The following is a 23,909-nucleotide window of genomic DNA, read 5'->3' as shown; positions in this document are numbered from 1 at the left end:
ACCTCGCCGCTCCGCGCCACCCGGCCGCTCCATGCGGTCCGGCCGCCGCGCGCCGTTCCATGCGGTCCGGCCGCCCCGCGCCGCCCTCCAAACCCCCACGTGTCCACCGCGGCCCCTGGTGCGCCCGCGCGCGCACCGCCGCGCGGCCCCAGCTCCGCGCACAGCCGCCACCGGCGCCCTGAATCACCACCCGCCGCGCTCAGCCACCCGCCGCGCTCAGCCACCCGCCGCGCTCAGCCACCGCCCGGCGCTCAGCCACCGCCAGCACGCAGCCGCCACCTGCCGTGCGCTGCACCCGCTCACGCCCTGCCGTCCCGCAGCCACTTGCCGCGCCCAACCATCGCTCGCCGCGGCTCGTTACGACTGCGCCCTTGTGCAGCTGCGGCCCGCCCCGCATCGACCGCCGCCTTTGCCGGGCCAACCACACCACGCACCCACCGTGCCGCAGCGCGCAGTCACTGCGAGTCGTGCGCTACCACCACTGCTGCCCGCCGCCTCGCAGTCGCCGCCTTGCCGCGCCCGACCGTCGCCCGCCGCGCGTCGCCACTGCCTGCCGCGGCTCGTTACGGCCGCGCCCGACCGTCGCCCGCCGCGCGCCACCACTGCCCGCCGCGGCTCGTACGGCCGCGCCCCTGTGCAGCTACGGTCTGCCGCGGTTGATCGCCACTTTGCCGCGCCGGCCGCCGCCGCCCTCGGTTCGCTACCGCTGAACCCTTGGGTCAGCGGTCCGCCGCGTGTCTGATCGCCGTCTCGCCGCGCCGAGTCAAGTTTTCGCGCGCAGCTCGCAACCACCACGCACTCGTGAAGCTGCGGCACACCCGCCCCCGGCACCCGTGCCCCCGCAGACAGGCCAGGCACGAGAAACCCAAGAACCCTGACGAGTCAGAAAGCCCCGATGAGTTCCGAAACATGTCCACCGATCTGCGCCACCGTCCCGCTCACCTCGGATGCCTGGGACAGCAGAGCCTTCACCTTCTCCCACCGGGTGCGGACCACCTCGGGCTCCACGTCCTCGGCCGTGTCCGGGTCCTGGGCCTTACGCGCGTCTTCCAGCAGACCGGCCAAGTTCCGGTCCAGCGCCTTCCGGTCGGCGACCTCCAGCACGGCCGTCTCGGCACGCAGCTGCTCCAGCAACGTGACCAGCGGCGCCTGCTGCTGGTTGATGTTCGCGCCGCTCATGGAGCCGCTGTTCGTTCCCGTGTTGATCGGGCCGAAGTTCCCGCCGCTGATGTTGATGCCGGTCATGTTCTCAGTCCCCCTTGGCGGTCTGAACGTTGGCGCCGTCCATCGAACCGGTGTTGGCGCCGGTGTTGATGGGGGCGTAGTTGTCGCCGTGGATGGTGATCTCCTTGTGGATCACGGTCGCGGCCTGGCGCTCGAAACTCGCCGGCGAATAGCCGCAGTCGCGCAGGATGTGGCTTATCGCGGGCATCAGCCTGCTGTGCAGGATCTTCTCGTAGCGCTCCACGTCGACCAGCTGAAAATAGCTGTCCACGTCCTCAGCGGCCGCCATCTCGCGCAACGTCCGCAGCGAGCCGTACGCGTCCGGGTTGATCAGGCCGCGGTCCTGCCGCAGCGGCTGGATCCACTCCAGTGTGTGCTTGGCGCGACCCCAGATCGTCACCGGCAACCGCAACAACCGCAGCAGCGCGTGCCCGATCGGGGCGGCCACCCCGGCAGGCAACTTGTCCACCGCGCGGTACCGGTCCCGCACCGGCGGCAGCACGCACGGCGTCCACTCCAGGTACAGGGTGCTGGCGTCGACGGCCGCGTGCAGGTAGCTGGACATCACCAGGTCCCGGTCCCACGTCTCGACCTGGAAGCACAGGTAGTAGCGCGCCCACTCACGCGGCTGCCGGCGCAGCGCCGCCACCTCGCCCGGCGGCAGGTACCGCTCCGGCGCCCGGTCCAGGCCCCGCAGGTACACCACCGACTCCGGCTGGTAAACGTGGTCGATCAGCTCCGCCGACGACGCGAACACCGCCTCCCGGATCGACAGCTCACGCAACCGCCGGTCCGGCGACAGCGACTCGCTCTCCTGCAGCACAGCCATCGCCGCGCGGACCCGCTCGTACAGCAACGGCGTGGTCAGCTCGTCGAACGGCGTGCCGTCCGGCTTGAGGTCCTCCGGCAGTCGGTCCAGCGGCAACGCCATCGACCAGGACTCCCGGTGCGACCCGGCGCCGACGAACGGGTTGTAGCCGCGGTGCACGAACAACGGCACCGCGCCCTGCGGGCTCTCTTCGGCGTCCCGGTAGCGGTGCAGCTGCCGCACGAACCGCGGCGGGCACAGGCCGAGCAGCGGGCGCTCGGTGGTGAACGGGTCGGCGGGCGGCCGGTTGCGGGCGCGGTAGCCGAACCGGTCGACGAGCAGCGACCGCACCACCAGCCGGTCGGTCACCAGGATGGCGAACATCAGCACGACCAGCGCGATCGAGACGTAGAACCAGACCTCATCGTCGCCGGAGGGCGGACTGTAGTAGTCCCCGTAGTAGCCGCCGGTGAAGTCCTCGGTGGCCTCCGGATCGATCGCGCCGAGCAAGTAGATCAGCAGACCGGCCAGCGCGAACGTGCCGAGCACGACGACGATCGCCGCCTTGAGCGCCACGTTGATCGCCCTGCGCCAGATCGACGGGATCACCAGCGCCACCGCGAGCGCGAGCCACGTGAACAGCAACAGGCTCGGGCCCGAGGCCCAGACGAACAAGCCGAACAACACCGCCAGGATGCCGTCGCGCAGCTTGCGGCGGCCCCGCGAGGCGATCGCCTCCACCAGCACCCGCGCCGGGTCGAACCCTGGCGAGTGCGGCAGCGGGCGGGTCGGCTCGGTGAGGAACTCGCGGATCGCGCGGTCGGCGTATCCGGAGTCGAGGTGCGCGGCGGCGCACAGGTACCGCGTCGTGTCGTCCTGGGGCCGCACCTGGTGCGGGACGGTCCAGGCGGTCATCGTTCCGGTCACGGGATCGCGTTCTCCGTCATGGCGGTGAGGATCGGGACCATCTCGGGCCAGTCGGTGGCCTTCGACGAGGCGTACACGAAGTACTCGGTGCCGGAGGCGCGCCAGTACTCGGCCTTCACGTGCCGCCTGCCCTCCGGCGCGGTCCACTCGAACTCCCACACGATCGCCTCGTACCCGCGGAGTGTCGTCTGTGCGAGCTCCACCCGGGAGTAGCCGGGCCGGGCGGCGGCGAAGTCGCTTTCGGCCTCGAGGTGGGACTCCATGATCGAAGCGTTCGGCACGGCCGAGCCGCCGTAGCGGACGAAGCGGGAGCTGTCGGCGGGGTCGGTGGCCTGCACGCTGCCCGCGGACTGGGTCGGCGCGACGGTCCAGCCCTCCGGGATGACCGTGCGGATCCCGGCCGGGCCGGTCACCTCGCTCCCCGGCGGCGCCGAACTGCTCGTCGTGGTCGTGGTGGTGGTCGTCGACGTGCGGCGGCTGCTCGACGCGCTCGTGGTCGTCGCGGCCGAGCTCGACGTGGCCGTGGCCAGCTGGGTGGTCCCGCCGTCACCGCTGTCGCGGACGAGCAGCAGCGCGGTGCCGACCGCGCCGAGCACGACGAGGTTCGCCACACCCGCGAGCAGCGCCAGACGCGCCGAGCTCGGCTGGCCCCCAGGAGGCGGCATCACTGTCCCCTCGTCAACCGCTCGTGCAGAAGTGAGCACTGAGGGTAGCATCGAGCGTCCCGCCCGGGTTACTCCTTTTGGGAGATTCACGTGACCGAACAGACCGACCCGATGTCCGCTGTTCAAGCGCTCGAACAGCAGCTCGCCGCGGCTCCGGCGGACCTGGACCTGCGTCTGCGGCTCGCGCACGCGCTCGAAGCGCTGACCGTGTCCGCACGCAGCGTGACCAGAGAGGGGCTGCCCGTGGTGACATCGGCGCGCCAGCGCGAGCTGTGCGCGTGGGCGGCCCGCCGCATTCTCGAACTGAAGGTGCCTGACGCCCGGCTCACCACCGGCGCGCAGGCCCTGCTGGCCGAGCTCGACGCGGGACGGCGGTGGGTGTGGCACGGCCAGGGACAGGTCGCCATCGCCGCGGTGGTGGTGCTGGGCCTGGTCGCGGTCGTGCTGGGCGGGCTGGCCGGCGTCGTCGCGGTCGTCGTCGCCGGCGCGGTGCTCAGCAGCGTCCTGCTGTCGGTGCTGGTCCTGCGCTTCCGGCGGGAGCGGTGGCGCGTCGAGGCGGAGCGGCTGGCGCCGGTCATCTGGCGGCCCGGCATCTGAGAAGTCTCACTCCGCAGGGCGACCGCAACCCGCCCGTCCCCTGCCGCGTCCAAGGTGCGAATAGGGTGGGAGACCGGAAGAAGACCCCGAACACGAAGGGACCCGGGCGGTGAACGCGTTCGCGGACTGGCTGCTGTCCCTCGCGCATGCCCTGTTCAACCCGGGGTTCTGCCCCGGTGACTGGGTGTGGGCCACGGTGGCCGCGGGGGCGCTGACCGCCTTGTTCCCGGTGGCCGGCGCGGTCCTCGTCGCGCTCATGCGGAAGTTCACCGGCAACCGGTACGACACCGGCACGATCGCGGCCATCGGCGTGATCGCGTTCGTATTCTCGTTCGGGCTGCCGTGGATGGCGTTCAACGGCATCTCGGGCATCTACCGGGCCGCCGCCGAGGGCACCTCGTCGCTGTCGAAGGCCGACCTGGCGACCCTGAACCGCGAGTACTGCTCGTTCATCGGGACGCAGAGCAAGTACCTCGGCGGTGGGCAGAACATCTTCGAGACGATCTTCTACCCGTCCGGCAACGTGCTCGCCTACGGCTACTACCTGGGCGCGCTCGTCGGGCTGCCGCTGCTCGCGCTGCTGTTCATGATCCTGCAAGCGCGAACCGCGATGCGCCGCGGACCGAAGTGGCCGGGCCGCCTGCTGTGGGTCGGGTTCGTGATGTTCGTGGTGTTCTCGGTGGGCGTCTCGGCCAACGCGGGCGTGTTCCTGTGGCTCGGGTTCATCCCGATCGCGATGCTCGGGATCATCCCGATCGCCCTGGTCGGGCCGCCGCCGTGGTCGGTCATCAACAAGCCGGAGCGGCCGCGCCCGGAGCCGCGGCGCGAGCCCCCGCCGCAGGTGCCGCCGCCTCCGCCACCGCCGCAGCAGCAGCCGCCGAAGCAGTACGCGCCGACGGCCGTCGCGCCCGCCGCGCAGGAGCTCGCCGCGGCGCCTGGCCCGGTCCCGCTGCCGCCGGGGTCGACGGCCAACGGCGGCGGCCGGTACCGGCGGATCAAGCGCCTCGGCCACGGTGGGTTCGGCACGGTGTGGCAGGCCGTGGACAACCAGCTGGGCCGCACGGTCGCGCTGAAGATCGCCCACGCGCCGGACCGGGACACCGAGGAGCGCATGCGCCGCGAGGCCAGGGCGCTCGCGATGGTCGACCACCCGAACTGCGTGCGGGTCTACGACCTGGTCGAGGAGCCGGACGGGCTCGCGCTGGTCATGGAGTACCTGGAGGGCCAGTCGCTGGCCACCGCGGTGGACACGATGGGGCCGCTGGACGACGTCGCGGCGGGCCGCCTCTGGGCGACGATGGCAGGCGCGCTGGCGGCGGCGCACGAGAAGGGTGTGCTGCACCGCGATGTGAAGCCGTCGAACGTGATCCTGGACCCGCAGGGCATGCCGCACCTGATCGACTTCGGCATCGCCCGCAGCCGCGGCGACTCGACGATGACAGCGACCGGGATGATGATCGGCACCCCCGACTTCGTCGCCCCGGAGCAGGCCGCGGGTGCGGCCGCGTCCCCGGCCTCGGACGCGTGGCAGCTGGCGGCGACGGTGAGCTACGCGCTGTCCGGCTACCCGCCGCGGGGCACCCGCGAGACGCCGATGGCGGCCCTGATGGCGGCGGCGCGCGCCGAGCCCGTCTCGAAGCTGCCGCAGCGCTCCGCGCACGCCCGGCTGCTGATCGCCTCGCTCGACAACGAACCCCGCCGCCGCCCGACGCTGCACACGGTGGTGCGTGAGGTGGAGGGCTTCCTGTCGCGGTCGGGCAAGTCGATGGACGGCCCGGTGACGCGGATCGTGCCGCGCCATGGCGGTACCACGCGGGCGATGCCGCCGCGCTGACTGGGGTTTGTGGCGCTGGATGCGGCGTGGCGCGTGCGCGGTGGTGCGCCGCGGGCGATGCCGCCGCGCTGGCGCCGAGGGTGCGCGGCACCGGACGCTCCGGACGGGGCGTGGGACGCGCGAGGTGCGCCTGCGGCCCGACGGGATGGTCTGCGGGGTGCTCCTGCTCGAAGGCAATCGTGCCGAGCCGGGGCGCAGGCGCTACCGGTGGGGCAGCGCGGAACGCCGGGCGGTTCGCTTCCGGCCCAGCAGGATCGCCTGCGGGTGCTTCGAGCCTTCCAGTTCGACTCGGGCCGCGATGTCGAAGCCTGCCCGCTTCAGGAGTTTCGCGACGTGGTCGGGCGGCAGCAGGTACGCGTCGTAGTCCACCGGGTGGCCGTAGGCCGTCTTGGGCTGCAGCTGGGCGTTCCCGGCGTGGAAGCCGATCAGCACGTGGCCTTCGGGCTCCAGCGCGCGGGCGAAGCCGGCGAACACCGTCGGCAGCACGGCCGGCGGGACGTGGAAGATCGACCACCACGCGAGGATCCCGCCGAGCGACCCGTCCGGCACGTCGAGCGCCGTCATCGAGCCCACCTCGAACCGCAGCCGCGGGTACGACCGGCGGGCGATCTCGACCATCCCGGGTGACAGGTCGACGCCAAACGCTTGCGTCCCGAGTTCCGCCAGGTGCGCCGTCACGTGGCCGGGTCCGCAGCCGACGTCGGCGACCGGTCCGGTGACCAGCTCGGCGAAGGCGCTCAGCATCCCGCGGCCCACCGCGTCCGCCGCGAACCGCGGGCGCACGAACTCGGCGTAGTCCTCCGCGACCCGGTCGTACGACTCCCGGGCGCGGTCCAGGTACCCGGTCATCGCCAGGACGGCAGCCAGAGCTCCGCCTGCCACCGGGCGTTGCTGATCGGGTCGCCGTTCAGGATCGGCCACAGCCACGCGAAGTTCGCCACCACCAGGCCGACGTACAGCGCCACCACCAGCAGCCCCGTCCCACGGCGTTCGAACCCGCGCCGCGCGCTGCCCAGGATCTGCCCGAGCGCGAGCGTCAGCCCGAGCACCAGGAACGGCGCCATCGGCGTCGCGTAGAAGAAGTACATCTGCCGGTCGATGTTCGTGAACCACGGCAGGAACCCGGCGAGGTAGCCGACCAGCACGGCGGCGTAGCGCCAGTCGAACCGGAACAGCCACCGCCACAGGCCCCACCCGAGCATCGGGATCGCGAGCCACCACATCGCGGGCGTGCCGATCAGCATCGTCGCCCGGACGCAGTCCGACGCGCCGCACGTGCCGTTGCCCGACTCGTAGTAGTAGAGCATCGGGCGCAGGCCCATCGGCCACGTCCACGGCTTCGACTCCCACGGGTGCGGGTCGTCCTTCGGCGTGACCAGGCTTTCGTGGAAGTGCAGCACGTTCATCGAGTAGTCGCCCAGCGACCGCAACGCGGGCGGCACCCAGCTCCAGAACCCGGGGTCGATGCCCTGCAGCTCGGTGTAGTGCCGGTCGGTCCCAGACTCGCTCGCGAACCACGCCCACCAGCTCGCCAGGTACATCAGCGCGGGGATGGCGACGATCGCCCACAACGCGGGCAGCACGTCCCGGCGCAGCGTCCCGACCCACGGCCGCGGCACTCCCGCCGCCCGGCGCGCGGCCACGTCGAACCCGACGCACAGCAGCCCGAAGAACGCCATGTAGTACAGGCCCGACCACTTGACCGCGAAGGTCAGGCCGAGGCACACCCCGGCCGCGAACCGCCACCAGCGGAAGCCCAGCCGCGGCCCCCACGGCGACTCGTCCGCCCAGCCCTCGGTGACCGCCACCGCCAGCCGCTGCCGCACCTGGTCGCGGTCGCACAGCAGGCACGCGAACGCGGACAGCGCGAACAGGGCGATGAAGATGTCCAGCATCCCCATCCTGGCCTGCAGGAACAGCACCCCGTCGCAGATCACGAGTATCCCGGCGATGCCGCCGAGCAGCGTCGAGCGGGTCAGCCGCCGCGCGATGCGGATGGTGAGCAGCACGATGATCGTGCCCGCCACGGCCGCGCTGAAGCGCCAGCCCCAGCCGTTGTACCCGAACATCCACTCGCCGAGCGCGATGAGCTGCTTGGCCAGCGGCGGGTGCACCACCAGCTCGTAGCCCGCGTTGTCCTCGAACCCGCCGTTGCGCAGCATCTGCCACGCCTGCGGCACGTAGTGCTTCTCGTCGAAGACCGGGGTGCCCTTGTCGGTGGGGGAGCCGAGGTTCTGGAAGCGGGTGACCGCCGCGACCAGCGTCAGGACGATCGTGACCACCCAGCCGCGCAGCCGGTCGGCCGGCATCGGCCGTCCGAGGAGGGTGGCGGCACGGTCCGTCGGCGGGCGGAGGTGGTCCACCTGGTCCGGTCGCGTCAGCACAGCGGTCACGGGGGTGATCCTAGGGACCCACGGGTGAACTCGGAGTTCCCGCGCGGCTAATAGGGTGAAGGCCATGCCACTCGTCCTCGCCGCGACCCCCCTCGGTGACTCCCGCGACGCTTCGCCGCGCCTGGTCGCCGCACTGGCCGAGGCGGACGTGATCGCCGCCGAGGACACCCGTCGGCTGCGGTCGCTGGCCACCGCGCTGGACGTGACGCCGCGTGGGCGGGTGGTCAGCTTCTACGAGGACGTCGAGACGTCCCGGCTGCCGAAGCTGCTGGAGGCGCTGCGGGCCGGGGAGACCGTCGTGCTGGTCACCGACGCCGGCATGCCCAGCGTGTCCGATCCGGGGTACCGCCTGGTCGCGGCGTGCGTCGAGGAGGACCTGCCGGTCACCTGCCTGCCCGGGCCCTCGGCGGTGACGACCGCGCTGGCGCTGTCCGGGCTGCCCAGCGACCGGTTCTGCTTCGAGGGCTTCGCGCCGCGCAAGCCGGGTGAGAAGGGCCGCTGGTTCCGGGAGCTGGCGACCGAGCCGCGGACGGTCGTGTTCTTCGAGTCGCCGCACCGGCTGGCCGCGACGCTGACCGAAGCGGCCGCCGCGCTGGGTGACGAGCGGCGGGCGGCGGTGTGCCGGGAGCTGACGAAGACGTACGAGGAGGTCCGGCGCGGCACACTGCCCGAGCTGGCGGCCTGGGCGGCGGACGGCGTGCGCGGCGAGATCACGGTGGTGCTGGAGGGCGCCCGGCCGCGGGCGGTGTCGGTGACGGACCTGGTGGCGGAGGTGTCGGCACGCGTGGCGGCCGGTGAGCGGCTCAAGTCCGCGGCGGCCGAGGTCGCCGAGGCGACCGGGGTGTCGAAGAAGGAGCTGTACGACGCGGTGCTGGCGGCGCGGCGCGCCTGAGCGTCAGGCCGGGTCCTTCCGCATCGCCCAGGTGACCGGGCCGCCGTCGGGGAGGGGGACCTGCGCGGTCACCTCGAAGCCCAGCCCCTGGTAGAAGCCCACATTCGACTCCAGCGAGGTCTCCAGGTAGGCCGGGTGGCCCTCCTCGGCGGCGGCACGCAGCCCGGGCGCGAGGACAGCCCGGCCGAGGCCCTCGCCCTGGCGGCCGGGCGCCACGCCGACCGTGGCGAGGAACCACGCGGGCCCGGTCGGCCGGTGCGGGGCCATCGCCTCCTCCGCGGCCGCCGCGGCGGCCGCCCGGTCACCGGCCAGCTCGCGCAGCCGCGGGCCCAGCGCGTCCAGGTCGGGTTCGCCGGAGGTGGGCGTCGTCCACACCGCCACCGCTGCCAGGTCGTCGCTCACCCAGACCCGCCCACAGGGCAGCCCGACGTGTTCCAGGAACAGCCGTTGCAGGCCGGTCACCCGCGCGACGTGGTCCGCCGCGGCGACGGTGTGCCGCGTGAACGGGTAGTCCGCGAACGCCGCGCCCAGGGTCGCCGCCGCGCCGTCGAGGTCGGCTGCTGTGCCGAGGCGGATCAGGTGAGCAGTGCTTCCAGCGGGGCGGCTTTGTGCAGACATTCCTGCCATTCTGCCTCGGCGTCCGAATCCGCGGTGATGCCGCCGCCGACCCCGAGCGCGATCGAACCGCCGTGCACCTCGAACGTGCGGATCGCGACGTTCAGCTCCAGCCCGGCCACCGGCGACGCCAGCCCGACGGCGCCCGTGTAGACCCCGCGCGGCCGCGGCTCCAGCTCCGCGATCAGCTCCAGCGCCCGGATCTTCGGCGCGCCCGTCACCGAGCCGGGCGGGAAGGTCGCGGCCAGCAACTCCGCGTCCGAGGTGACCACCCGCCCCTCCACGGTCGACTCCAGGTGCCACACGCCGGGCGCCGGCCGCACCCGCAGCAGCTCGGGCACCCGCACGCTGCCCACCGCGCACACCCGGCCGAGGTCGTTGCGCACCAGGTCGGTGATCATCACGTTCTCGGCCACGTCCTTGACCGACTCACGCAGCCGTTGTGCCAGCACGTCGTCCGCCGGGCCGCGGCGGGGCAGCGTGCCCTTGATCGGCGTCGAGCGGACCCGGTCGCCGTGGCGGGCGAGGAACAGCTCGGGCGACAACGACACGACGCTGCCCCACTCGCCGGTGAGGAACGCGGCGCGGCGCGGCCGCAGCCCCCGTACCCCCTGCGCGAACAACGCGGCGGGCGAGCCCTCGAACGTGCCCTCGAAGCGCGTGCAGATGTTGGCCTGGAACACCTCCCCGGCCTCGATCGCGTGCACGCACGCCTTGACCGCGTCGCCGTGTTCCGCGGGCATCGGCCGGTGCAACGGCCCCGCCTGCCAGGCCGGGCACGGCGCCGGCCGGGTCAGCAGCTCCGCGAACTCCGCCGCCAGGTCCGGGCCGCCGAGCGATTCGAACCACCACCAGCCGTCCGCGTCCAGCCGCAGGACGTGGTCGGCCCAGCCCCACACCGCCGCGGGCAGCGCGGTGCGCCGGCCGGACGGGTCGGTGAGGTCGTAGGACAGGTAGCCGAACCAGCCGCCGCCGACGACCCCCTCCGGAGCTTCGACCCGCGGTTGCCGGTCCGGCACCTCGAACGGGTCGGTGACCGGGCGGAGCTGCACCTCGGGCGCCAGCACGGCCTGGGAGCCGAACCACTCGCCGCACAGGCCGGCCGCCGTGCCGATCCCCCGGGAGCGGGCGCGCTCGTCGAGGAGAAGCAACACCTCATCCGGTGTTCTTCCCCGGCCAAGCCTCGTTCGCGTCACCCGCACGGGAACATTGTGACCTACCGTCGGACGCATGCGTGTGGTCGAGACGGAGCAGATCTGCAAGGTGACGGGCGCCGATTCGATCAACCGGACCGACCGGTTCGCCATCCACGGCACGGATCTCGGCATCCTGTGGGACGGCGGTGACGGGCGGGTCTTCGTGTTGTTCGGCGACACCTTCGGCGAGGGCTGGGGCGGCGACGGCGGCGGCCCGAACAGCGCCGACTGGCGCAACAACGTCCTCGCCTTCTCGACCAGCACGGACCTGGCCGCCGGCCTCACCCTCGACGGCGTCGTCACGCGGCCGGACGGCACCGCCGCCCAGGTCATCCCGCGGGACGGCCGCCGGGACGAGGTGACCGTCATCCCGAACTCGGGCCTGGCGGTCGACGGGCTCCAGGTCGTGCACTACATGTCCGTGCGGCAGTGGGGCCCGCCGGGCAAGTGGACCACCAACTACTCCGGCCTCGCCGTGTCCGACGACGGCGGGGTCACCTGGGCCAAGCCGTGGAGCGCGCGCTGGATCAACCGCGCCGAGCGGGACGACCCGTTCCAGATGTGCGCGCTGGCCCGCGAGGGCGACCACGTCTACCTCTTCGGCACCACCAACGGGCGGCACGGCGACGCCTACCTGGCCCGCACGGCGATCCCGCACCTGCTGGACGCGTCGTCCTACGAGTACTTCGACGGCCGCGGCTGGACCCGGGACGAGTTCGCCGCCGCGCCGGTCATCCCGGGCCCGGTCGGTGAGCTGTCCGTGGCCTACGACGTCCACCTCGGACAGTGGCTGGCGATGCACCTGGACGACCCGGGCGGCGCGATCCTGCTGCGCTCCGCCGACCGGCTCACCGGGCCGTGGTCGCCCGGCCAGGTCGCCGTGCCCGGGCACCGGTACCCCGGCCTCTACGGCGGTTACCTGCACCCGTGGGCGCTGGACGGCCCGGACGTCTACTACCTGATGTCGCAGTGGGGCCCGTACAACGTGTTCCTGATGCGGAGCACGCTAGAGCAGTAGGTCGGCCAGCGTGAACGGGTAGACCAGGGCGTCCATGCCGATGGGACCGGACACACCGGGCATCGGCGGCACCGAGCTGTGCTCGTGCAGCGCCAGGCGCGGGTGGAACCAGCCGGGGCGGCCCGGGATGTCGTTGTGCCGTGCCACCCACAGCACGACTTCGCGGTCGGCCCACTTCTGCGGGTGCAACCGGCGTAACCAGAGCCCGTAATCGGCGTAGATCACGACCCGCTGGATGCCCGCGGACTGCCGCACGGTCTTGATCCACGCCTTCACGAACCGGTCGTCGACGCCCTCCGCCTCGACTTCGAGCGTCGGTGCGAGCGAACCGGGCCCGAACACGCCGAGCCCCCGGCCCGCGCGCACGCACAGCTCGGCCTGGTCGTGGGGCGCGCCGGGGCGCGCGTAATGGCGGATGCCGGTGCGGATGCCGGCCCGCTGCGCCGCTTCGATTTGTTTCCCGGCGCCGCGGTCGAGCCAGTTGGTGTTCTCGGTGACGGTGATGGAGGCGAAGGAGACCGCGCCGGACCGGACCGCGTCCCAGTCCGCCACGGTCGCGTGCAGCGCGAGGTTGATCCCGCGCTCCGTGCTGCCCTCCGTCAAACCGCCGCCTTCATTCCACGCAAATGCGCTCGCCAGGACACTGCGTAGTCACCATAAGCGCGAAAAGCCCCGGTTGCCGTATCGACGCACCCCCCGAAAAGGGTGTGACTCACGGCAAGTACCGGGCGTGGCGGCGCGGGGTGACGGCACGGTCACCGTCGGAGAGTCCACAGTGGAGGTGGCGCCGGGCGGAACCCCGGCCGCCGGCCCGCGGACCGGCGGCCGGGTCTGCTAACCCCCGATGCCCGAATTCCGGGCGGCTTCGACGATCGTGGCGGCGTCCTCGGGCAGCAGGTGGCCCGCGGCGACCGAGGACTGCGCGGCGGCCTGCACCTTGGCCACGTAGTCGGCGTTGGTCGGGTACAGGCGGCTCAGCACCGGCTCCGCGGTGGGCGGGAACGACGGGTCGGACGGGTCGCCGTCGTCGTGCCGGTCCCACGGGTCCGCGTCGCCGTTCCACGGGTCCCGCGCGCCGTAGAGGCCGCAGAAGACGCCGCTGTCCGTGGTGTCCCGCTCGCCGCTCAGCGTGCGCGTCGGCACCGCGACGTCGGGCAGCCGGATGCCGCCGGTGGCCAGGCCGGTGGCCGGGTCGCGGCGGTCGGCGTCGAGCAGCGCGCCGCTCGCCGGGCGCGGTCCGCCCTGCGCCCACATGGTCAGCGCCCGCAGCGCGGCGTTCATCGAGTAGTGACCGGGCCCGTCGTTGTAGGGCGCGGACCCCGCGGCGCAGCTCGGTTGCGGCGCGGCCGACCCGGCGGACTTCTGCACCGTCGGGCCGCCGAGGTCGACGGCCCACTGGTCGCCGTGGGCGGTGCCGGCCAGCTCCCAGTGCACGATGCGGTCGGTGTCCGGCTGCCGTGCCGCCGCCGCGCCCGGCACGTCGGTCTCGGTGAGCACCACGAACACCGGAACCGCGGTGTCGGTCCGGATGCGGCTCGGGTCCGGCATCGTCAGCACGTCGACGAGCCTGCCGCTGATCGGGGCCGCGACCGCGCTGTTGCTGTGGATCATCAGGCCGTCGTAGACGCGCGCGACCGGCTGGACGGCGTTGGCGTAGGTGGTCATGAACCCGGCCGACTGCGATTCCCCGTCGGCGAGCAGCGTCCGGATCTCCAGGCCGCCCAACGGGTCCGGCCCGTTCGGCGTGCGCAACGCCTGTCCCGCCTGGGAGAAGATGTCGTAGGCGTAGGCGTCACCGGGGTGCACGAGGCTGCCGTAGCGGGCCGGGTCCCAGCCACGCAGGCCCGCGATGTCGCCGAGCCCGCCGTTGACACCGACGGACTGCGCCGACACGCCGACCCACGCGTAGCCCTGGCGCAGCAGCTCGTCCCGCATGAACCAGTAGTCCGGCGACAGTTCGAGCTGAGCGCTGACGTTGAGCCACTCCACGACGACCGTGCCGTTGAAGCGCGCCGGGTCGCTCGGCCGCCGGACCAGCAGCCGGGTCCGGTACGCGGCCTGGGTGGTGGGCCGGACGTCCCAGCGGCCGGACGAGGTCCACAGCCCCGACTTGGCGTACGCGGTCGCGGTGCCCGAGATGAAGAACTCGCTCTCGGTGTAGCCGAACGAGCCGAGGTCCTCGGCCGCGGCGAGGAACGGGAACCCGCGGCTGCCCGCGGGTGGTGTGGTGATCGTCGGGCTCGCGGCCGCGGCCGTGGCGGGCAGCACCGCGGCGAACACCGCCAGTAACGTTGCGAGGACGGCTGTGCGCACTGGTCACCTCCGTGATCTGGGGAGGGCCAGTGTGGGGCGGCCGCGGTCGCCGCGGCATCGGCGAAATCACCGGTGTGGCGACCGCGGCCGCGCCGTTAGGCGTTCTCCTTCTGGAACGTGCGCGTGCCCCAGAACACGGCCAGCACCGTCATCACCACGAGGATGATCGAGCCGGTCATCAGCGCGTCCATCGTGAGGTCGCCGCGGAAGGTGGCCCGCTCGGCGTCGACGACGTGGGTGAACGGGTTGATCCGCGAGATGGCGTAGAGCCAGTCCGGCGCGAGGACGCTGGTGATCGGCAGCAGGATGCCGGACAGCAGCAGCACCGGCATCAGCACGGCGTTCAGCAGCGCCGGGAAGGCCTGCTCGCTCTTGAGCGTCAGCGCCACCGCGTACGACGCCGAAGCCAGCGTCGCCGCGACCAGTCCGACGATCACCAGGCTCAGCAGCACCCCGCCGACCGGCGCGTCCAGTCCGAACGCGACATACGCGAGCACCGTGATCAGCACCGCCTGGATGACCGCCTGGATCACGTTGTTGGCCACCTTGCCCAGCAGCAGCCCGACCCGGCTGGCCGGCGTCACCCGCAGCCGTTCCAGCACGCCGCTGCGGTAGTCCATCAGCAGCGCGAACCCGGCGAACGACGAGCTGAACAGCGCCAGCTGGATGATCAGCGCCGGGGTCAGGATGGTCCAGCTGGTGCCCGGCGGGAAGCCCGGCGTGCTGCTGACGACCTTCTCCATCAGCGGCCCGAACAGCACCAGGTACAGCACCGGCTGCATGATGCCGATCATGATCCACGCGGGGTTGCGCATGGACAACGTCCAGTCCCGCTTGAAGATCAGCCACGTGTCACGCAACATGGGCGGCCTCCTCGTGCTGCTGGGACTGCTCGGCGTCGCGCAGCGACCGGCCGGTGAGCGTGAGGAACACGTCGTCCAGCGTCGGCCGGTTCACCTGCATCGAGGTCATCGCGATGCCGTCGGCGTCCAGGCGCCGCAACAGTTCCGGCAGCGCGGTGTCCCCGCGCGGCACGCGGAACCGCACCTCGGCTTCACCGGTGGTCACCTCGTGCGCGCCGTCCAGGCGGCCGGCGACCTCGGCCGCGGCGTCCACGAACTCCGGGGCCACCCCGATCGTCACGCCGTCGCCGGACACCCGCGCCTTGAGCGAGTCCGGCGACCCCTCGGCCACGATCTCCCCGTTGTCGATCACCAGGATCCGGTCGCACAGCGAGTCGGCCTCGTCCAGGTAGTGCGTGGTGAGGAACAACGTCACGCCGTGGTCCGCGCGCAGCCGCCGGATGTGGTCCCACAGGTTGGCGCGGCTCTGCGGGTCCAGCCCGGTGGTCGGCTCGTCGAAGAAGATCAGCTTCGGGTCGTGGATCAGGCTCAGCGCGATGTCCAGCCGCCGCCGCTGGCCGCCGGACAGCGTCTTCGTCAGCCGGTCGTCCAGCCCCACGAGGTCGAGCTGGTCGATCAGCTCCCGGCCCCGCCGCAGCGAGTCCTCCTTCGACATGCCGTAGAGCCGGCCCTGCAGCTCGATCTCCTCGAGCACCTTCATCTCCGGGGTGACGCCGCCGCCCTGGGCGACGTACCCGATCTGCCTGCGCACGCCGACCGGGTCGGCCAGCAGGTCGCGACCCGCGACCTGCGCTTCGCCCGCGGTCGGGCGCAGCAGCGTGGTCAGCATCCGCAGCGTCGTGGTCTTGCCGGCGCCGTTCGGGCCGAGGAACCCCACCAGTTCACCCTCGGCGACGTCGATGTCGACGCCCTTCACGGCCTCGACGCTGCGGCCGCGCGCGGTGAACGTCCGCGCGAGGCCGCGTGCCTTGATCATGAGAATCCCCCTTGATTCAGTAGTCAAATTTGACTAGTGATGGCGGCCACTCTGCCCCAACTATCGCGCCGTAGTCAAATTTGATTACTTGATCTCCGGGGGTGCGCCGAAGTGGCGCCCCGGGTCGTCGGCCATGACGTACTCGCCGTCCTGCAGGCGCTTGATCAGGCCCCGCAGCCACTCGATGGTCGCCTCGACGTTCGTGCCCCACAGCCGGTACAGCTCGCCGACGTGCTCCGGGTGGCCCCAGTTGACTCCGCCGTCCAGCACGCTGCGGGTGGTCGCGAGCTGGCCCTCCAGCCACGTCAGGCGGTGCCGCAGCAGCGACAGGGCCCGGTCGCGGGGCAGGGAGGGCAGGAAGGTCAGCGCGGCGGCGAAGGCGAACGCGTCCTGGGCCCCGTCACCCTCGGTCTCCGCGATCATCTGGGCCAGCCGGACCTGGAACTCGGTCTCGCCGTCGTCGGTCAGCCGGTAGGCGATCCGGTCCGGGCCGCGTCCCTCCGGTTCGTCCGGCACCGCCTCCAGCAGGCCTTCGGCCGCCATCTTCTTGAGCGCGTGGTAGATCGACCCGGGCTGGACGTTCGCCCAGCGGTCGGCCGACCAGGCCAGCAGCTCACGCCGCACCTGATAGCCGTGCGCCCGGCCGTACATCCGTACGACGCCCAGCACCAGCAGCCGCGTCGGCGACACCCGACCTCCTTAAGCCTTCCCAGGTAACAATGCACGAGACGGCATCCGTACGCTAAACAGGCATGAGCATCCCTGTGTTGACGGCGGTGGCCTGGCCTTATGCCAACGGGCCCCGTCACATCGGCCACGTCTCCGGCTTCGGCGTCCCGTCGGACGTGTTCTCGCGCTACCAGCGAATGGCCGGCAACCGGGTGCTCATGGTGTCCGGGACCGACGAGCACGGCACGCCGATCACGGTCCAGGCGGACAAGGAGGGCCTCACCTCCCAGCAGACCGCCGACAAGTACACGCGCCAGATCGGCCAGGACCTGCAGGGCCTCGGGCTGACCTACGACCTGTTCACCCGCACCAGCACCGGCAACCACGCCGAAGTCACGCAGCAGATCTTCCTCGCGCTGCACCGCAACGGCTACGTCGTGCCCAAGACCACGACCGGCGCGATCAGCCCGTCCACCGGGCGCACGCTGCCGGACCGCTACATCGAGGGCACCTGCCCGATCTGCGGTTACGACGGCGCGCGCGGCGACCAGTGCGACAACTGCGGCAACCAGCTGGACGCCGCGGAGCTGATCAACCCGAAGTCGCGGATCAACGGTGAGACGCCGAAGTTCGTCGAGACCGAGCACCTGTTCCTCGACCTGCCCGCGTTCACCGAGAGCCTCGGCAAGTGGCTGTCGACGAAGACCGACTGGCGGCCCAACGTCGTCAACTTCACCAAGAACCTGCTCGACGACATGCGGCCGCGCCCGATCACCCGCGACCTGGACTGGGGTGTGAAGATCCCGCTGGACGGGTGGCGCGACCAGCCGCTGAAGCGGTTCTACGTGTGGTTCGACGCGGTGATCGGCTACTTCTCGGCCAGCGTCGAGTGGGCCCGCCGCAGCGGGAACCCGGACGCGTGGCAGGAGTTCTGGACCAACCCGGAGGCGCGCGGCTACTACTTCATGGGCAAGGACAACATCACCTTCCACGCCCAGATCTGGCCCGCGCTGCTGCTCGGCCACAACGGCGCGGGAGACAAGGGCGGCCAGGTCGGCCCGTACGGCAAGCTCAACCTGCCGGACGAGATCGTGTCGTCGGAGTTCCTGACCATGAGCGGGTCGAAGTTCTCCACCTCGCGCGGCACGGTCATCTACGTCAACGACTTCCTGCGCGAGTTCGGCCCGGACACCCTGCGCTACTTCATCGCGGTGGCCGGCCCGGAGACCCAGGACACCGACTTCACCTGGGACGAGTTCGTCCGCCGGACCAACTTCGAGCTGGCCAACGAGTGGGGCAACCTGGTCAACCGCTCGATCTCGATGGCGCACAAGAACAACGGCGCGATCCCGGCCCCGGTCAAGCCGGCGCCCGCGGACGAGGAGCTGAAGGCGCTGTCCCGCAAGGCGTTCGAGACCGTCGGCGGGCACCTGCAGCGGTCGCGGTTCAAGCTCGCGGCCACCGAGGCGATGCGGGTCGTGTCCGCGGCCAACCGGTACCTGTCCGACCAGGAGCCGTGGAAGCTCAAGGACGACGCTGATGCCACTGCGCGGCGTGACACTGTTCTCCACACCGCGCTGCAGGTGGTGTCGGACGCGAACACGCTGCTCACCCCGTTCCTGCCGCACTCGGCGCAGAAGGTGCACGAGGCGCTGGGCGGCACCGGCGTGTGGGCCGCGCAGCCGGAGCTGCAGGACGTCGAGGACCTGGACATCCCCGGTCGGATCAACCCGATCCTGACCGGCGACTACGCGGCCGAGCAGGCGCGCTGGGAGTCCATCCCGATCGAGGTCGGCCGCCCGCTGGCCAAGCCGACGCCGCTGTTCGCCAAGCTCGACCCGAAGCTCGGCGAGACCGGTCCGGAGTGGGCCCCGATCGCGCAGTGAGCAAGAAGGAACGGCCACCGGTGCCGGAGCGCCTGCCGGCGCCGGTGGTCGACTCGCACACGCACCTGGACGCCTGCGGCGCGGTCACGGCGGCCGACGTGGCCGAGCTGGCCGACCGCGCCGCGGCGGCCGGGGTGACCCGGATGGTGACCGTCGCCGACGACCTGGACGCCGCCCGCTGGGCCGCGGAAGCGTCCACTTGGGACGAGCGGGTGTGGGCCGCGGTGGCCATCCATCCCACGCGCACCAAGGACTTCGGCGAGGCGGAACAGTCCGAAATAGAGCGTCTGGCGCGCCAGGACCGGGTGGTCGCGGTCGGCGAGACCGGTCTGGACTACTACTGGGACTACTCGCCGCCGGACGCCCAGCAGGAGGCGTTCCGCTGGCACATCGACCTCGCCAAGCGGGTCGGCAAGCCGCTGATGATCCATGACCGGGACGCGCACTCCGACGTGTTGCGGATCCTGGACGAGGAGGGCGCGCCGGAGACCGTGGTGTTCCACTGCTTCTCCGGCGACGAGGACATCGCACGCCGGTGCGTGGACGCCGGGTACGTGCTGTCGTTCGCCGGCACGGTCACGTTCCGCAACGCCCGCGCGCTGCAGGCCGCGGCGCGGCTCGTGCCCTCCGGGCAGTTCCTCGTCGAGACCGACGCGCCGTTCCTGACGCCGCACCCGTTCCGCGGACGGCCGAACGAGCCGTACTGCACCGCTTATACGGTCGCGTTCCTCGCCGACCTCCGTTCGGAGGGGCTGGAACAGGTCTGTTCGGCGGTGTCGGAGACGGCCGAACGCGTGTTCCGGCTGCCGTCCGTCACAGCGGGTTGAACGGACTGCGACATCCGTGGAAATCAACCATCCACCTGGAGGAGTGACGAACGCCACGACATTCCGCCCGGTGTTTGCGCAACCTCGCGGGGTCCGTTACTGTCCCGTGACCGTGCCGCATGATCGCTCCAACCGGGCGAAGAGCGGGACACCCGGAGTCAAGCCAGTGCAGGTCGGGATCGGGGATGGCGAAGACTTCGGGAGCCGTAGTGCGAAAGGGATCGACCTGCTGTGACTGGTAGTAGATGGGCCGACGCGCGTCCGACTGAGGCGATGGACTGGTTCGAGTCCAGCCGTGGTGGCGCGGTGGGCACCCTCGACTGGCCCGACGCCGACGCGTTCTCGGACGACCTGGCTGTCACCGAGCACGACATCCGCACGGTGCTGGGCAACGACGCGGACGATCTCATGGCCGAGGCCGAGATCGACGTCGACGAGCTGATCCGGCTGATCAACGCCGAGACCACGATGCTCCCGGCCCTCGCCATCCCGGACGCGGCCGCACAGGACCGCACGGCCGCCGTGGAGGCCGAGGAGGAGCCGGAGAAGGCCCTCGTCTCCGCGGTCAAGACCTGGAAGCGGCGGTTCCTCCGCGGCTCGGTCCTGGCCCTCCTGATCAGCCTCACCGGTGGCGGCGCCGCCGCCCTGGCCATGAACAAGAGCGTGACCGTCGACGTCGACGGCCACACGCAGACCGTGCACAGCTTCGGCAAGACGGTCGGCGAGGTCCTCGAGGACGCCGGTCTCACCGTCGGTGAGCACGACGCGCTGTCCCCCTCGCCGCAGGCGCCGGTCGGTGACGGCGGCGTCATCAAGCTGGAGCGCGGCCGCAAGCTGAACCTGGTCGTCGACGGGGTCGCCCGCGAGTCCTGGGTTCGCGCGACGAGCCTGCAGGAAGCCATCACGCAGCTGGGCCTGAGCGGCCAGTTCGGCCCGGGCACCGCGTACTCGATGCCGCTGGACGCGGAGCTGCCCCTCGACGGCGCGACCGTCGAGGTCAAGACCCTCAAGAACATCACCGTCTACGACGGCGACGCCGCCCCCCGGCAGATCAGCACCACCGCGATCACCGCGGAGGAGTTCCTGGCGGAGCAGGGCATGTCGCTCGGCCCGGACGACGAGATCGAGGGCGGCCTGGCCCTCAAGCTGACCAACGGCGCCGAGGTGCACATCTCGCGCACCGGGGTCACCGTGATCAACCAGGAAGAGGACATCGATCCTCCGGTCCAGGAGATCAAGGACGCGACCCTCGACGCGGGCGACGAGGTCGTCCAGGACCCGGGCACCGCGGGCAAGAAGCTGGTGACCTACCGGATCACCAAGCGCAACGGCAAGGAGACCGCCCGCGAGGAGCTCTCGACGAAGGTGATCGTCGAGGCCAAGCCGAAGATCGTCCGGGTCGGCACCAAGCAGCCGGTGATCAGCGACAGCGCCATCTGGGACGCCATCGCGAAGTGCGAGTCCGGCGGCAACTGGTCGATCAACACCGGCAACGGCTACTACGGTGGCCTGCAGTTCAACAAGAGCACGTGGGACGCCTACGGCGGCGACCAGTACGCGGCCTACCCGCACCAGGCCACGCGCGAGCAGCAGATCGCGGTGGCGACCAAGGTGCGCGACGACCGCGGCGGCTACGGCGCCTGGCCCGTCTGCGGCGCCAAGGCCACCAGCTGATCCCCGACAGCACACACATGATGACCCCGGCCGGTGGCCGGGGTCATCTTTTTTTCCCGCGTACCGGCACCCGGCAACGAAAGCCCGAAACCCCCCGAACCACCCCTCTCCCGCAACCCGATCCCCAGCCAAATCGGTTGCCGAGCCACCGGGTCAAGCCACGCTTTCCCGGCTTGACGCGGTGTCTCGGCAACCGAACACTGAAAGATCGGGTTCGGGAGGAGCAGACCCGGGCGTAGCGAAGCGAAGCCCGGCGCCCTGGACACCCGCGTAGCGGCTACGATCCATCCCCGTGACAGCACTGCTCGGACCAGCCGAGATCCGTGGCTTGGCCGCCGAGCTGGACGTGCGTCCCACGAAGAAGCTCGGCCAGAACTTCGTGCACGACCCGAACACCGTCCGCCGCATCGTCGACCTCTCCGGGGTGGGCCAAGGCGACCACGTCCTCGAAGTCGGCCCCGGCCTCGGCTCGCTGACGCTCGGCCTCCTGGACTCGGGCGCGCACGTCACCGCCGTCGAAATCGACCCGGTCCTCGGCGAGCGCCTGCCGGCCACGGTCGCCGAGCGCGCCCCCGAGGCCGCCGCCCGGTTCACCGTCCACATCCAGGACGCCCTGAAGCTCGCCGCCGAGGACCTCGCCGACCAGCCCACGCACCTCGTCGCCAACCTGCCCTACAACGTCGCCGTCCCGGTGGTCCTGCACCTGCTCGCCGAGCTGCCGTCGCTGGCGCACGGCCTGGTGATGGTGCAGACGGAGGTCGCCGACCGGATGGCCGCGGGCCCCGGCAGCCGCACCTACGGCGTCCCGAGCGTGAAGCTCGCCTGGTACGGCCCGGCCCGCAAGGTCGCGCCCGTGCCGCGCGCCGTGTTCTGGCCGGTGCCGAACGTCGACTCCGCGCTCGTCGGCTTCGAGCGCGCCGCGGAACCGGTGTCGGACGCGGACCGGGACGAGGTCTTCGCCGTCGTCGACGCCGCCTTCGCCCAGCGTCGCAAGACGCTGCGTGCCGCGTTGTCGTCGTGGGCGGGCTCGGGGGAGAAGGCCGAGGCGATCCTCCGCGCGGCCGGCGTCGACCCCCGCGCTCGGGGCGAGCAACTGGGGGTAAGGGACTTCGCCAAGATCGCCGCGAGCAAGTCCTTACCACCGTTTGTGTGATCTCGCACCCTGATCCGGACCAGGGACTTGCCAAAAAGATGTGAAGTCCGTTCTACTCTTTGAGGTATCCATCCCGAGCGGCTGAGAGACCTGGCTCGCCGAAGCCGCAGCAACCACCCCACCCGGGGGCAGGTGCTAACGCCAGGACCGATGGAGGATTCCTGTGTACCGCACGATGCTCACGAGGCGCCGCGTCGTCGACGAATGTCGTCGCACGGTCTGTGCGTGTCGTCGCTGACCGCTTTCCCTTCACCACCATTTCCTGACTTCGCCTGACCGTCCTCTGTAGACGGTCTCCTTGGTGTGCGGTCGGCGCGTTCGCGCCCGTTGTGCTGGAGCCATTCGTGATCACTGTCGAAAACCTGACCAAGTCCTTCCCCGGTGCCGCCAAGCCCGTCCACGCCCTGCGGGACGTGAGCGTCGAGGTGCCCGCCGGCGCCCTGTTCGGCGTCGTCGGCCCGGCCGGCTCCGGCAAGTCCACCCTCACCCGGTGCATCGCCCTGCAGGAGAAGCCCGACCGCGGCGTCGTCCGCCTGGACGGGCTGAACACCACCGGCCTCGACGGGCGGAAGCTGCGTGAGGTGCGCCGCCAGGTCGCGGTGCTGGACGCGCAGCCGGTGCTGCACGCCGAGCGCACCGTGGCGGGCAACGTCGCGGCCCCGCTGGAGCAGCTCGGCCTGGAGGGCCCGCAGCGGCGCAGCCGCGTCGGCCGCCTGCTCGACCTGGCCGGCCTGACCCAGCGCGCCGCGCTGCGGCCGAGCGAACTCACCCCGGGCCAGCGCCGCCGCGTCGCGCTGGCGCGGTCGCTGGCCGCGGGCCCGGCCGTGCTGCTCGCCGACGACCCGACCGCCGGTGTCGGCGCCGAGGAGACCGGCGCCGTGCTGACCGTCCTCGACCGTGCCCGCGCGGAGCTGGGTGTGACGGTGCTGCTCACCACCCAGGACGGGGCCGCGGTGCGGCGCGTCTGCGACGGGGTCGCGGTGCTGGAGGACGGGCGGCTCGTCGAGCAGGGCACCGTGCTGGAGCTGCTGGCCAACCCGGCGAGCAAGGTCGCGCAGAGCCTGCTGCCCCCGATCGACACGCCGCGCAGCCAGTCGTCGAGCTACGACCGGTCCGTCGACGTGGTGCTGATCGGCTTCGCGGCCGTCGGCGCGCTGCTGCCCGAGGCCTCCGCCCGGTTCGAGGTCGAGCTCGCCACCATCGGCGGCGGCCTGACCCGCGTCGGGGACACCCCGGTGGCCCGCTTCCGCGTCGGCGTCAACGGCAGCCAGGCCGACGCGGCGCTGGCGTGGATCGCCGACCGGGGAGCGCACGTCGTGCACCCGAAGGAAGGCCCGAAGAGCATCGTCGCGGCCTGACCAGGCACGCGAGGAGGGGCG

At 71.8% G+C, this 23,909-nt stretch carries 21 protein-coding genes and 1 riboswitch; of the genes, 9 read left to right on the top strand and 12 right to left on the bottom strand.

Features of this window, described 5'->3' with window-relative positions:
• Window positions 1-882 precede the first annotated feature (882 nt).
• The 3 genes from AMY39116_RS0320225 to AMY39116_RS44745 are packed head-to-tail and all read right to left on the bottom strand — an operon-like array spanning window position 883 to window position 3,624.
• The gene (locus tag AMY39116_RS0320225) at window positions 883-1,245 is read right to left on the bottom strand and encodes a hypothetical protein (protein WP_020419460.1); all 363 of its coding nucleotides are present in this window, start codon (window positions 1,243-1,245) and stop codon (window positions 883-885) included.
• A 4-nt stretch (window positions 1,246-1,249) separates the two neighbouring features.
• A complete protein-coding gene (locus AMY39116_RS0320220) occupies window positions 1,250-2,959 on the bottom strand; it encodes a hypothetical protein (RefSeq protein WP_020419459.1) in 1,710 nt (569 codons plus the stop codon).
• The gene (locus AMY39116_RS44745; RefSeq protein WP_157358626.1) at window positions 2,956-3,624 is read right to left on the bottom strand and encodes a hypothetical protein; all 669 of its coding nucleotides are present in this window, start codon (window positions 3,622-3,624) and stop codon (window positions 2,956-2,958) included. The genes AMY39116_RS0320220 and AMY39116_RS44745 overlap by 4 nt, the downstream gene beginning before the upstream one ends.
• A 90-nt stretch (window positions 3,625-3,714) precedes the next feature.
• Between AMY39116_RS44745 and AMY39116_RS0320210 the strand changes: the two genes are divergently transcribed.
• Both AMY39116_RS0320210 and AMY39116_RS0320205 read left to right on the top strand, forming a co-directional pair.
• Window positions 3,715-4,221 carry a hypothetical protein gene (locus tag AMY39116_RS0320210; RefSeq protein WP_020419457.1) on the top strand — a complete coding sequence of 169 codons (507 nt, stop codon included), beginning with the start codon at window positions 3,715-3,717 and terminating at the stop codon, window positions 4,219-4,221.
• Between the two features lie 109 nt (window positions 4,222-4,330).
• Window positions 4,331-6,055, top strand: coding sequence for a serine/threonine-protein kinase (locus AMY39116_RS0320205; protein WP_020419456.1), 1,725 nt, complete (start codon window positions 4,331-4,333; stop codon window positions 6,053-6,055).
• 201 nt (window positions 6,056-6,256) lie between these two features.
• Here AMY39116_RS0320205 and AMY39116_RS0320200 read toward each other — a convergent pair whose 3' ends face one another.
• Both AMY39116_RS0320200 and AMY39116_RS0320195 read right to left on the bottom strand, forming a co-directional pair.
• On the bottom strand, window positions 6,257-6,904 hold the full coding sequence (locus AMY39116_RS0320200) for a class I SAM-dependent methyltransferase (protein WP_020419455.1): 648 nt from the start codon (window positions 6,902-6,904) through the stop codon (window positions 6,257-6,259).
• Window positions 6,901-8,448, bottom strand: a complete 1,548-nt coding sequence (locus AMY39116_RS0320195; RefSeq protein WP_020419454.1) for a dolichyl-phosphate-mannose--protein mannosyltransferase — start codon at window positions 8,446-8,448, stop codon at window positions 6,901-6,903. Before AMY39116_RS0320195 ends, AMY39116_RS0320200 begins: the two co-directional genes overlap by 4 nt.
• 64 nt (window positions 8,449-8,512) lie before the next feature.
• Here AMY39116_RS0320195 and rsmI point away from each other — a divergent pair, with 64 nt between their 5' ends.
• Window positions 8,513-9,340, top strand: a complete 828-nt coding sequence (rsmI, locus tag AMY39116_RS0320190; RefSeq protein WP_038533558.1) for a 16S rRNA (cytidine(1402)-2'-O)-methyltransferase — start codon at window positions 8,513-8,515, stop codon at window positions 9,338-9,340.
• Window positions 9,341-9,343: 3 nt separating this feature from the next.
• Here the strand turns inward: rsmI and AMY39116_RS0320185 are convergent, their stop codons facing one another.
• Window positions 9,344-9,958, bottom strand: a complete 615-nt coding sequence (locus AMY39116_RS0320185; protein WP_020419453.1) for a GNAT family N-acetyltransferase — start codon at window positions 9,956-9,958, stop codon at window positions 9,344-9,346.
• Complete coding sequence (locus tag AMY39116_RS0320180; protein ID WP_020419452.1) at window positions 9,916-11,109, bottom strand: aminodeoxychorismate synthase component I; 1,194 nt, start codon at window positions 11,107-11,109, stop codon at window positions 9,916-9,918. Before AMY39116_RS0320180 ends, AMY39116_RS0320185 begins: the two co-directional genes overlap by 43 nt.
• Before the next feature lie 76 nt (window positions 11,110-11,185).
• Between AMY39116_RS0320180 and AMY39116_RS0320175 the strand changes: the two genes are divergently transcribed.
• Window positions 11,186-12,169: a DUF4185 domain-containing protein gene (locus AMY39116_RS0320175; protein WP_020419451.1), complete on the top strand. Its 984-nt coding sequence runs from the start codon at window positions 11,186-11,188 to the stop codon at window positions 12,167-12,169.
• Here the strand turns inward: AMY39116_RS0320175 and AMY39116_RS0320170 are convergent.
• The 5 genes from AMY39116_RS0320170 to AMY39116_RS0320150 form a co-directional block, all read right to left on the bottom strand.
• A complete protein-coding gene (locus AMY39116_RS0320170; protein WP_020419450.1) occupies window positions 12,158-12,772 on the bottom strand; it encodes a glycoside hydrolase family 25 protein in 615 nt (204 codons plus the stop codon). The genes AMY39116_RS0320175 and AMY39116_RS0320170 overlap by 12 nt on opposite strands.
• 231 nt (window positions 12,773-13,003) lie before the next feature.
• Entirely contained in the window at window positions 13,004-14,482 is a 1,479-nt protein-coding gene (locus AMY39116_RS0320165) for an alpha/beta hydrolase domain-containing protein (protein ID WP_027936082.1), read from the bottom strand.
• Between the two features lie 95 nt (window positions 14,483-14,577).
• On the bottom strand, window positions 14,578-15,345 hold the full coding sequence (locus tag AMY39116_RS0320160; RefSeq protein ID WP_020419448.1) for an ABC transporter permease: 768 nt from the start codon (window positions 15,343-15,345) through the stop codon (window positions 14,578-14,580).
• The gene (locus AMY39116_RS0320155; RefSeq protein ID WP_020419447.1) at window positions 15,335-16,321 is read right to left on the bottom strand and encodes a daunorubicin resistance protein DrrA family ABC transporter ATP-binding protein; all 987 of its coding nucleotides are present in this window, start codon (window positions 16,319-16,321) and stop codon (window positions 15,335-15,337) included. The genes AMY39116_RS0320160 and AMY39116_RS0320155 overlap by 11 nt, the downstream gene beginning before the upstream one ends.
• Before the next feature lie 84 nt (window positions 16,322-16,405).
• Window positions 16,406-17,011, bottom strand: coding sequence for a PadR family transcriptional regulator (locus AMY39116_RS0320150; RefSeq protein WP_020419446.1), 606 nt, complete (start codon window positions 17,009-17,011; stop codon window positions 16,406-16,408).
• Between the two features lie 62 nt (window positions 17,012-17,073).
• On the opposite strand from AMY39116_RS0320150, the gene metG reads away from it, so the two are divergent.
• The 5 genes from metG to AMY39116_RS0320125 all read left to right on the top strand — a co-directional run bounded on the left by metG (window position 17,074) and on the right by AMY39116_RS0320125 (window position 23,888).
• On the top strand, window positions 17,074-18,876 hold the full coding sequence (gene metG, locus AMY39116_RS0320145; protein WP_027936081.1) for a methionine--tRNA ligase: 1,803 nt from the start codon (window positions 17,074-17,076) through the stop codon (window positions 18,874-18,876).
• Window positions 18,873-19,703: a TatD family hydrolase gene (locus AMY39116_RS0320140; RefSeq protein ID WP_020419444.1), complete on the top strand. Its 831-nt coding sequence runs from the start codon at window positions 18,873-18,875 to the stop codon at window positions 19,701-19,703. Before metG ends, AMY39116_RS0320140 begins: the two co-directional genes overlap by 4 nt.
• Before the next feature lie 273 nt (window positions 19,704-19,976).
• Window positions 19,977-21,377: a resuscitation-promoting factor gene (locus AMY39116_RS0320135; protein ID WP_020419443.1), complete on the top strand. Its 1,401-nt coding sequence runs from the start codon at window positions 19,977-19,979 to the stop codon at window positions 21,375-21,377.
• A 292-nt stretch (window positions 21,378-21,669) separates the two neighbouring features.
• The gene (gene rsmA, locus AMY39116_RS0320130) at window positions 21,670-22,530 is read left to right on the top strand and encodes a 16S rRNA (adenine(1518)-N(6)/adenine(1519)-N(6))-dimethyltransferase RsmA (protein ID WP_027936079.1); all 861 of its coding nucleotides are present in this window, start codon (window positions 21,670-21,672) and stop codon (window positions 22,528-22,530) included.
• A gap of 65 nt (window positions 22,531-22,595) precedes the next feature.
• Window positions 22,596-22,687, top strand: a riboswitch (SAM riboswitch).
• Between the two features lie 187 nt (window positions 22,688-22,874).
• Window positions 22,875-23,888: a methionine ABC transporter ATP-binding protein gene (locus AMY39116_RS0320125; protein WP_020419441.1), complete on the top strand. Its 1,014-nt coding sequence runs from the start codon at window positions 22,875-22,877 to the stop codon at window positions 23,886-23,888.
• Window positions 23,889-23,909: the final 21 nt, after the last annotated feature.

The sequence above is a fragment of the Amycolatopsis sp. ATCC 39116 genome, from assembly GCF_000231075.2.
In the GTDB taxonomy this organism is placed as follows: Bacteria; Actinomycetota; Actinomycetes; order Mycobacteriales; family Pseudonocardiaceae; genus Amycolatopsis_E; species Amycolatopsis_E tucumanensis.
Note: the sequence above shows the minus strand (reverse complement) of the source record. Positions and strands in the feature narration are given on the sequence as shown.

Coding starts and splice junctions, on each gene's coding strand:
- AMY39116_RS0320225 (WP_020419460.1), bottom strand. CDS start 1,245: ATGACCGGCATCAACATCAGCGGCGGGAACTTCGGCCCGATCAACACG.
- AMY39116_RS44745 (WP_157358626.1), bottom strand. CDS start 3,624: ATGCCGCCTCCTGGGGGCCAGCCGAGCTCGGCGCGTCTGGCGCTGCTC.
- AMY39116_RS0320200 (WP_020419455.1), bottom strand. CDS start 6,904: ATGACCGGGTACCTGGACCGCGCCCGGGAGTCGTACGACCGGGTCGCG.
- rsmI (WP_038533558.1), top strand. CDS start 8,513: ATGCCACTCGTCCTCGCCGCGACCCCCCTCGGTGACTCCCGCGACGCT.
- AMY39116_RS0320185 (WP_020419453.1), bottom strand. CDS start 9,958: ATGTCTGCACAAAGCCGCCCCGCTGGAAGCACTGCTCACCTGATCCGC.
- AMY39116_RS0320175 (WP_020419451.1), top strand. CDS start 11,186: ATGCGTGTGGTCGAGACGGAGCAGATCTGCAAGGTGACGGGCGCCGAT.
- AMY39116_RS0320160 (WP_020419448.1), bottom strand. CDS start 15,345: ATGTTGCGTGACACGTGGCTGATCTTCAAGCGGGACTGGACGTTGTCC.
- AMY39116_RS0320155 (WP_020419447.1), bottom strand. CDS start 16,321: ATGATCAAGGCACGCGGCCTCGCGCGGACGTTCACCGCGCGCGGCCGC.
- metG (WP_027936081.1), top strand. CDS start 17,074: ATGAGCATCCCTGTGTTGACGGCGGTGGCCTGGCCTTATGCCAACGGG.
- AMY39116_RS0320135 (WP_020419443.1), top strand. CDS start 19,977: ATGGACTGGTTCGAGTCCAGCCGTGGTGGCGCGGTGGGCACCCTCGAC.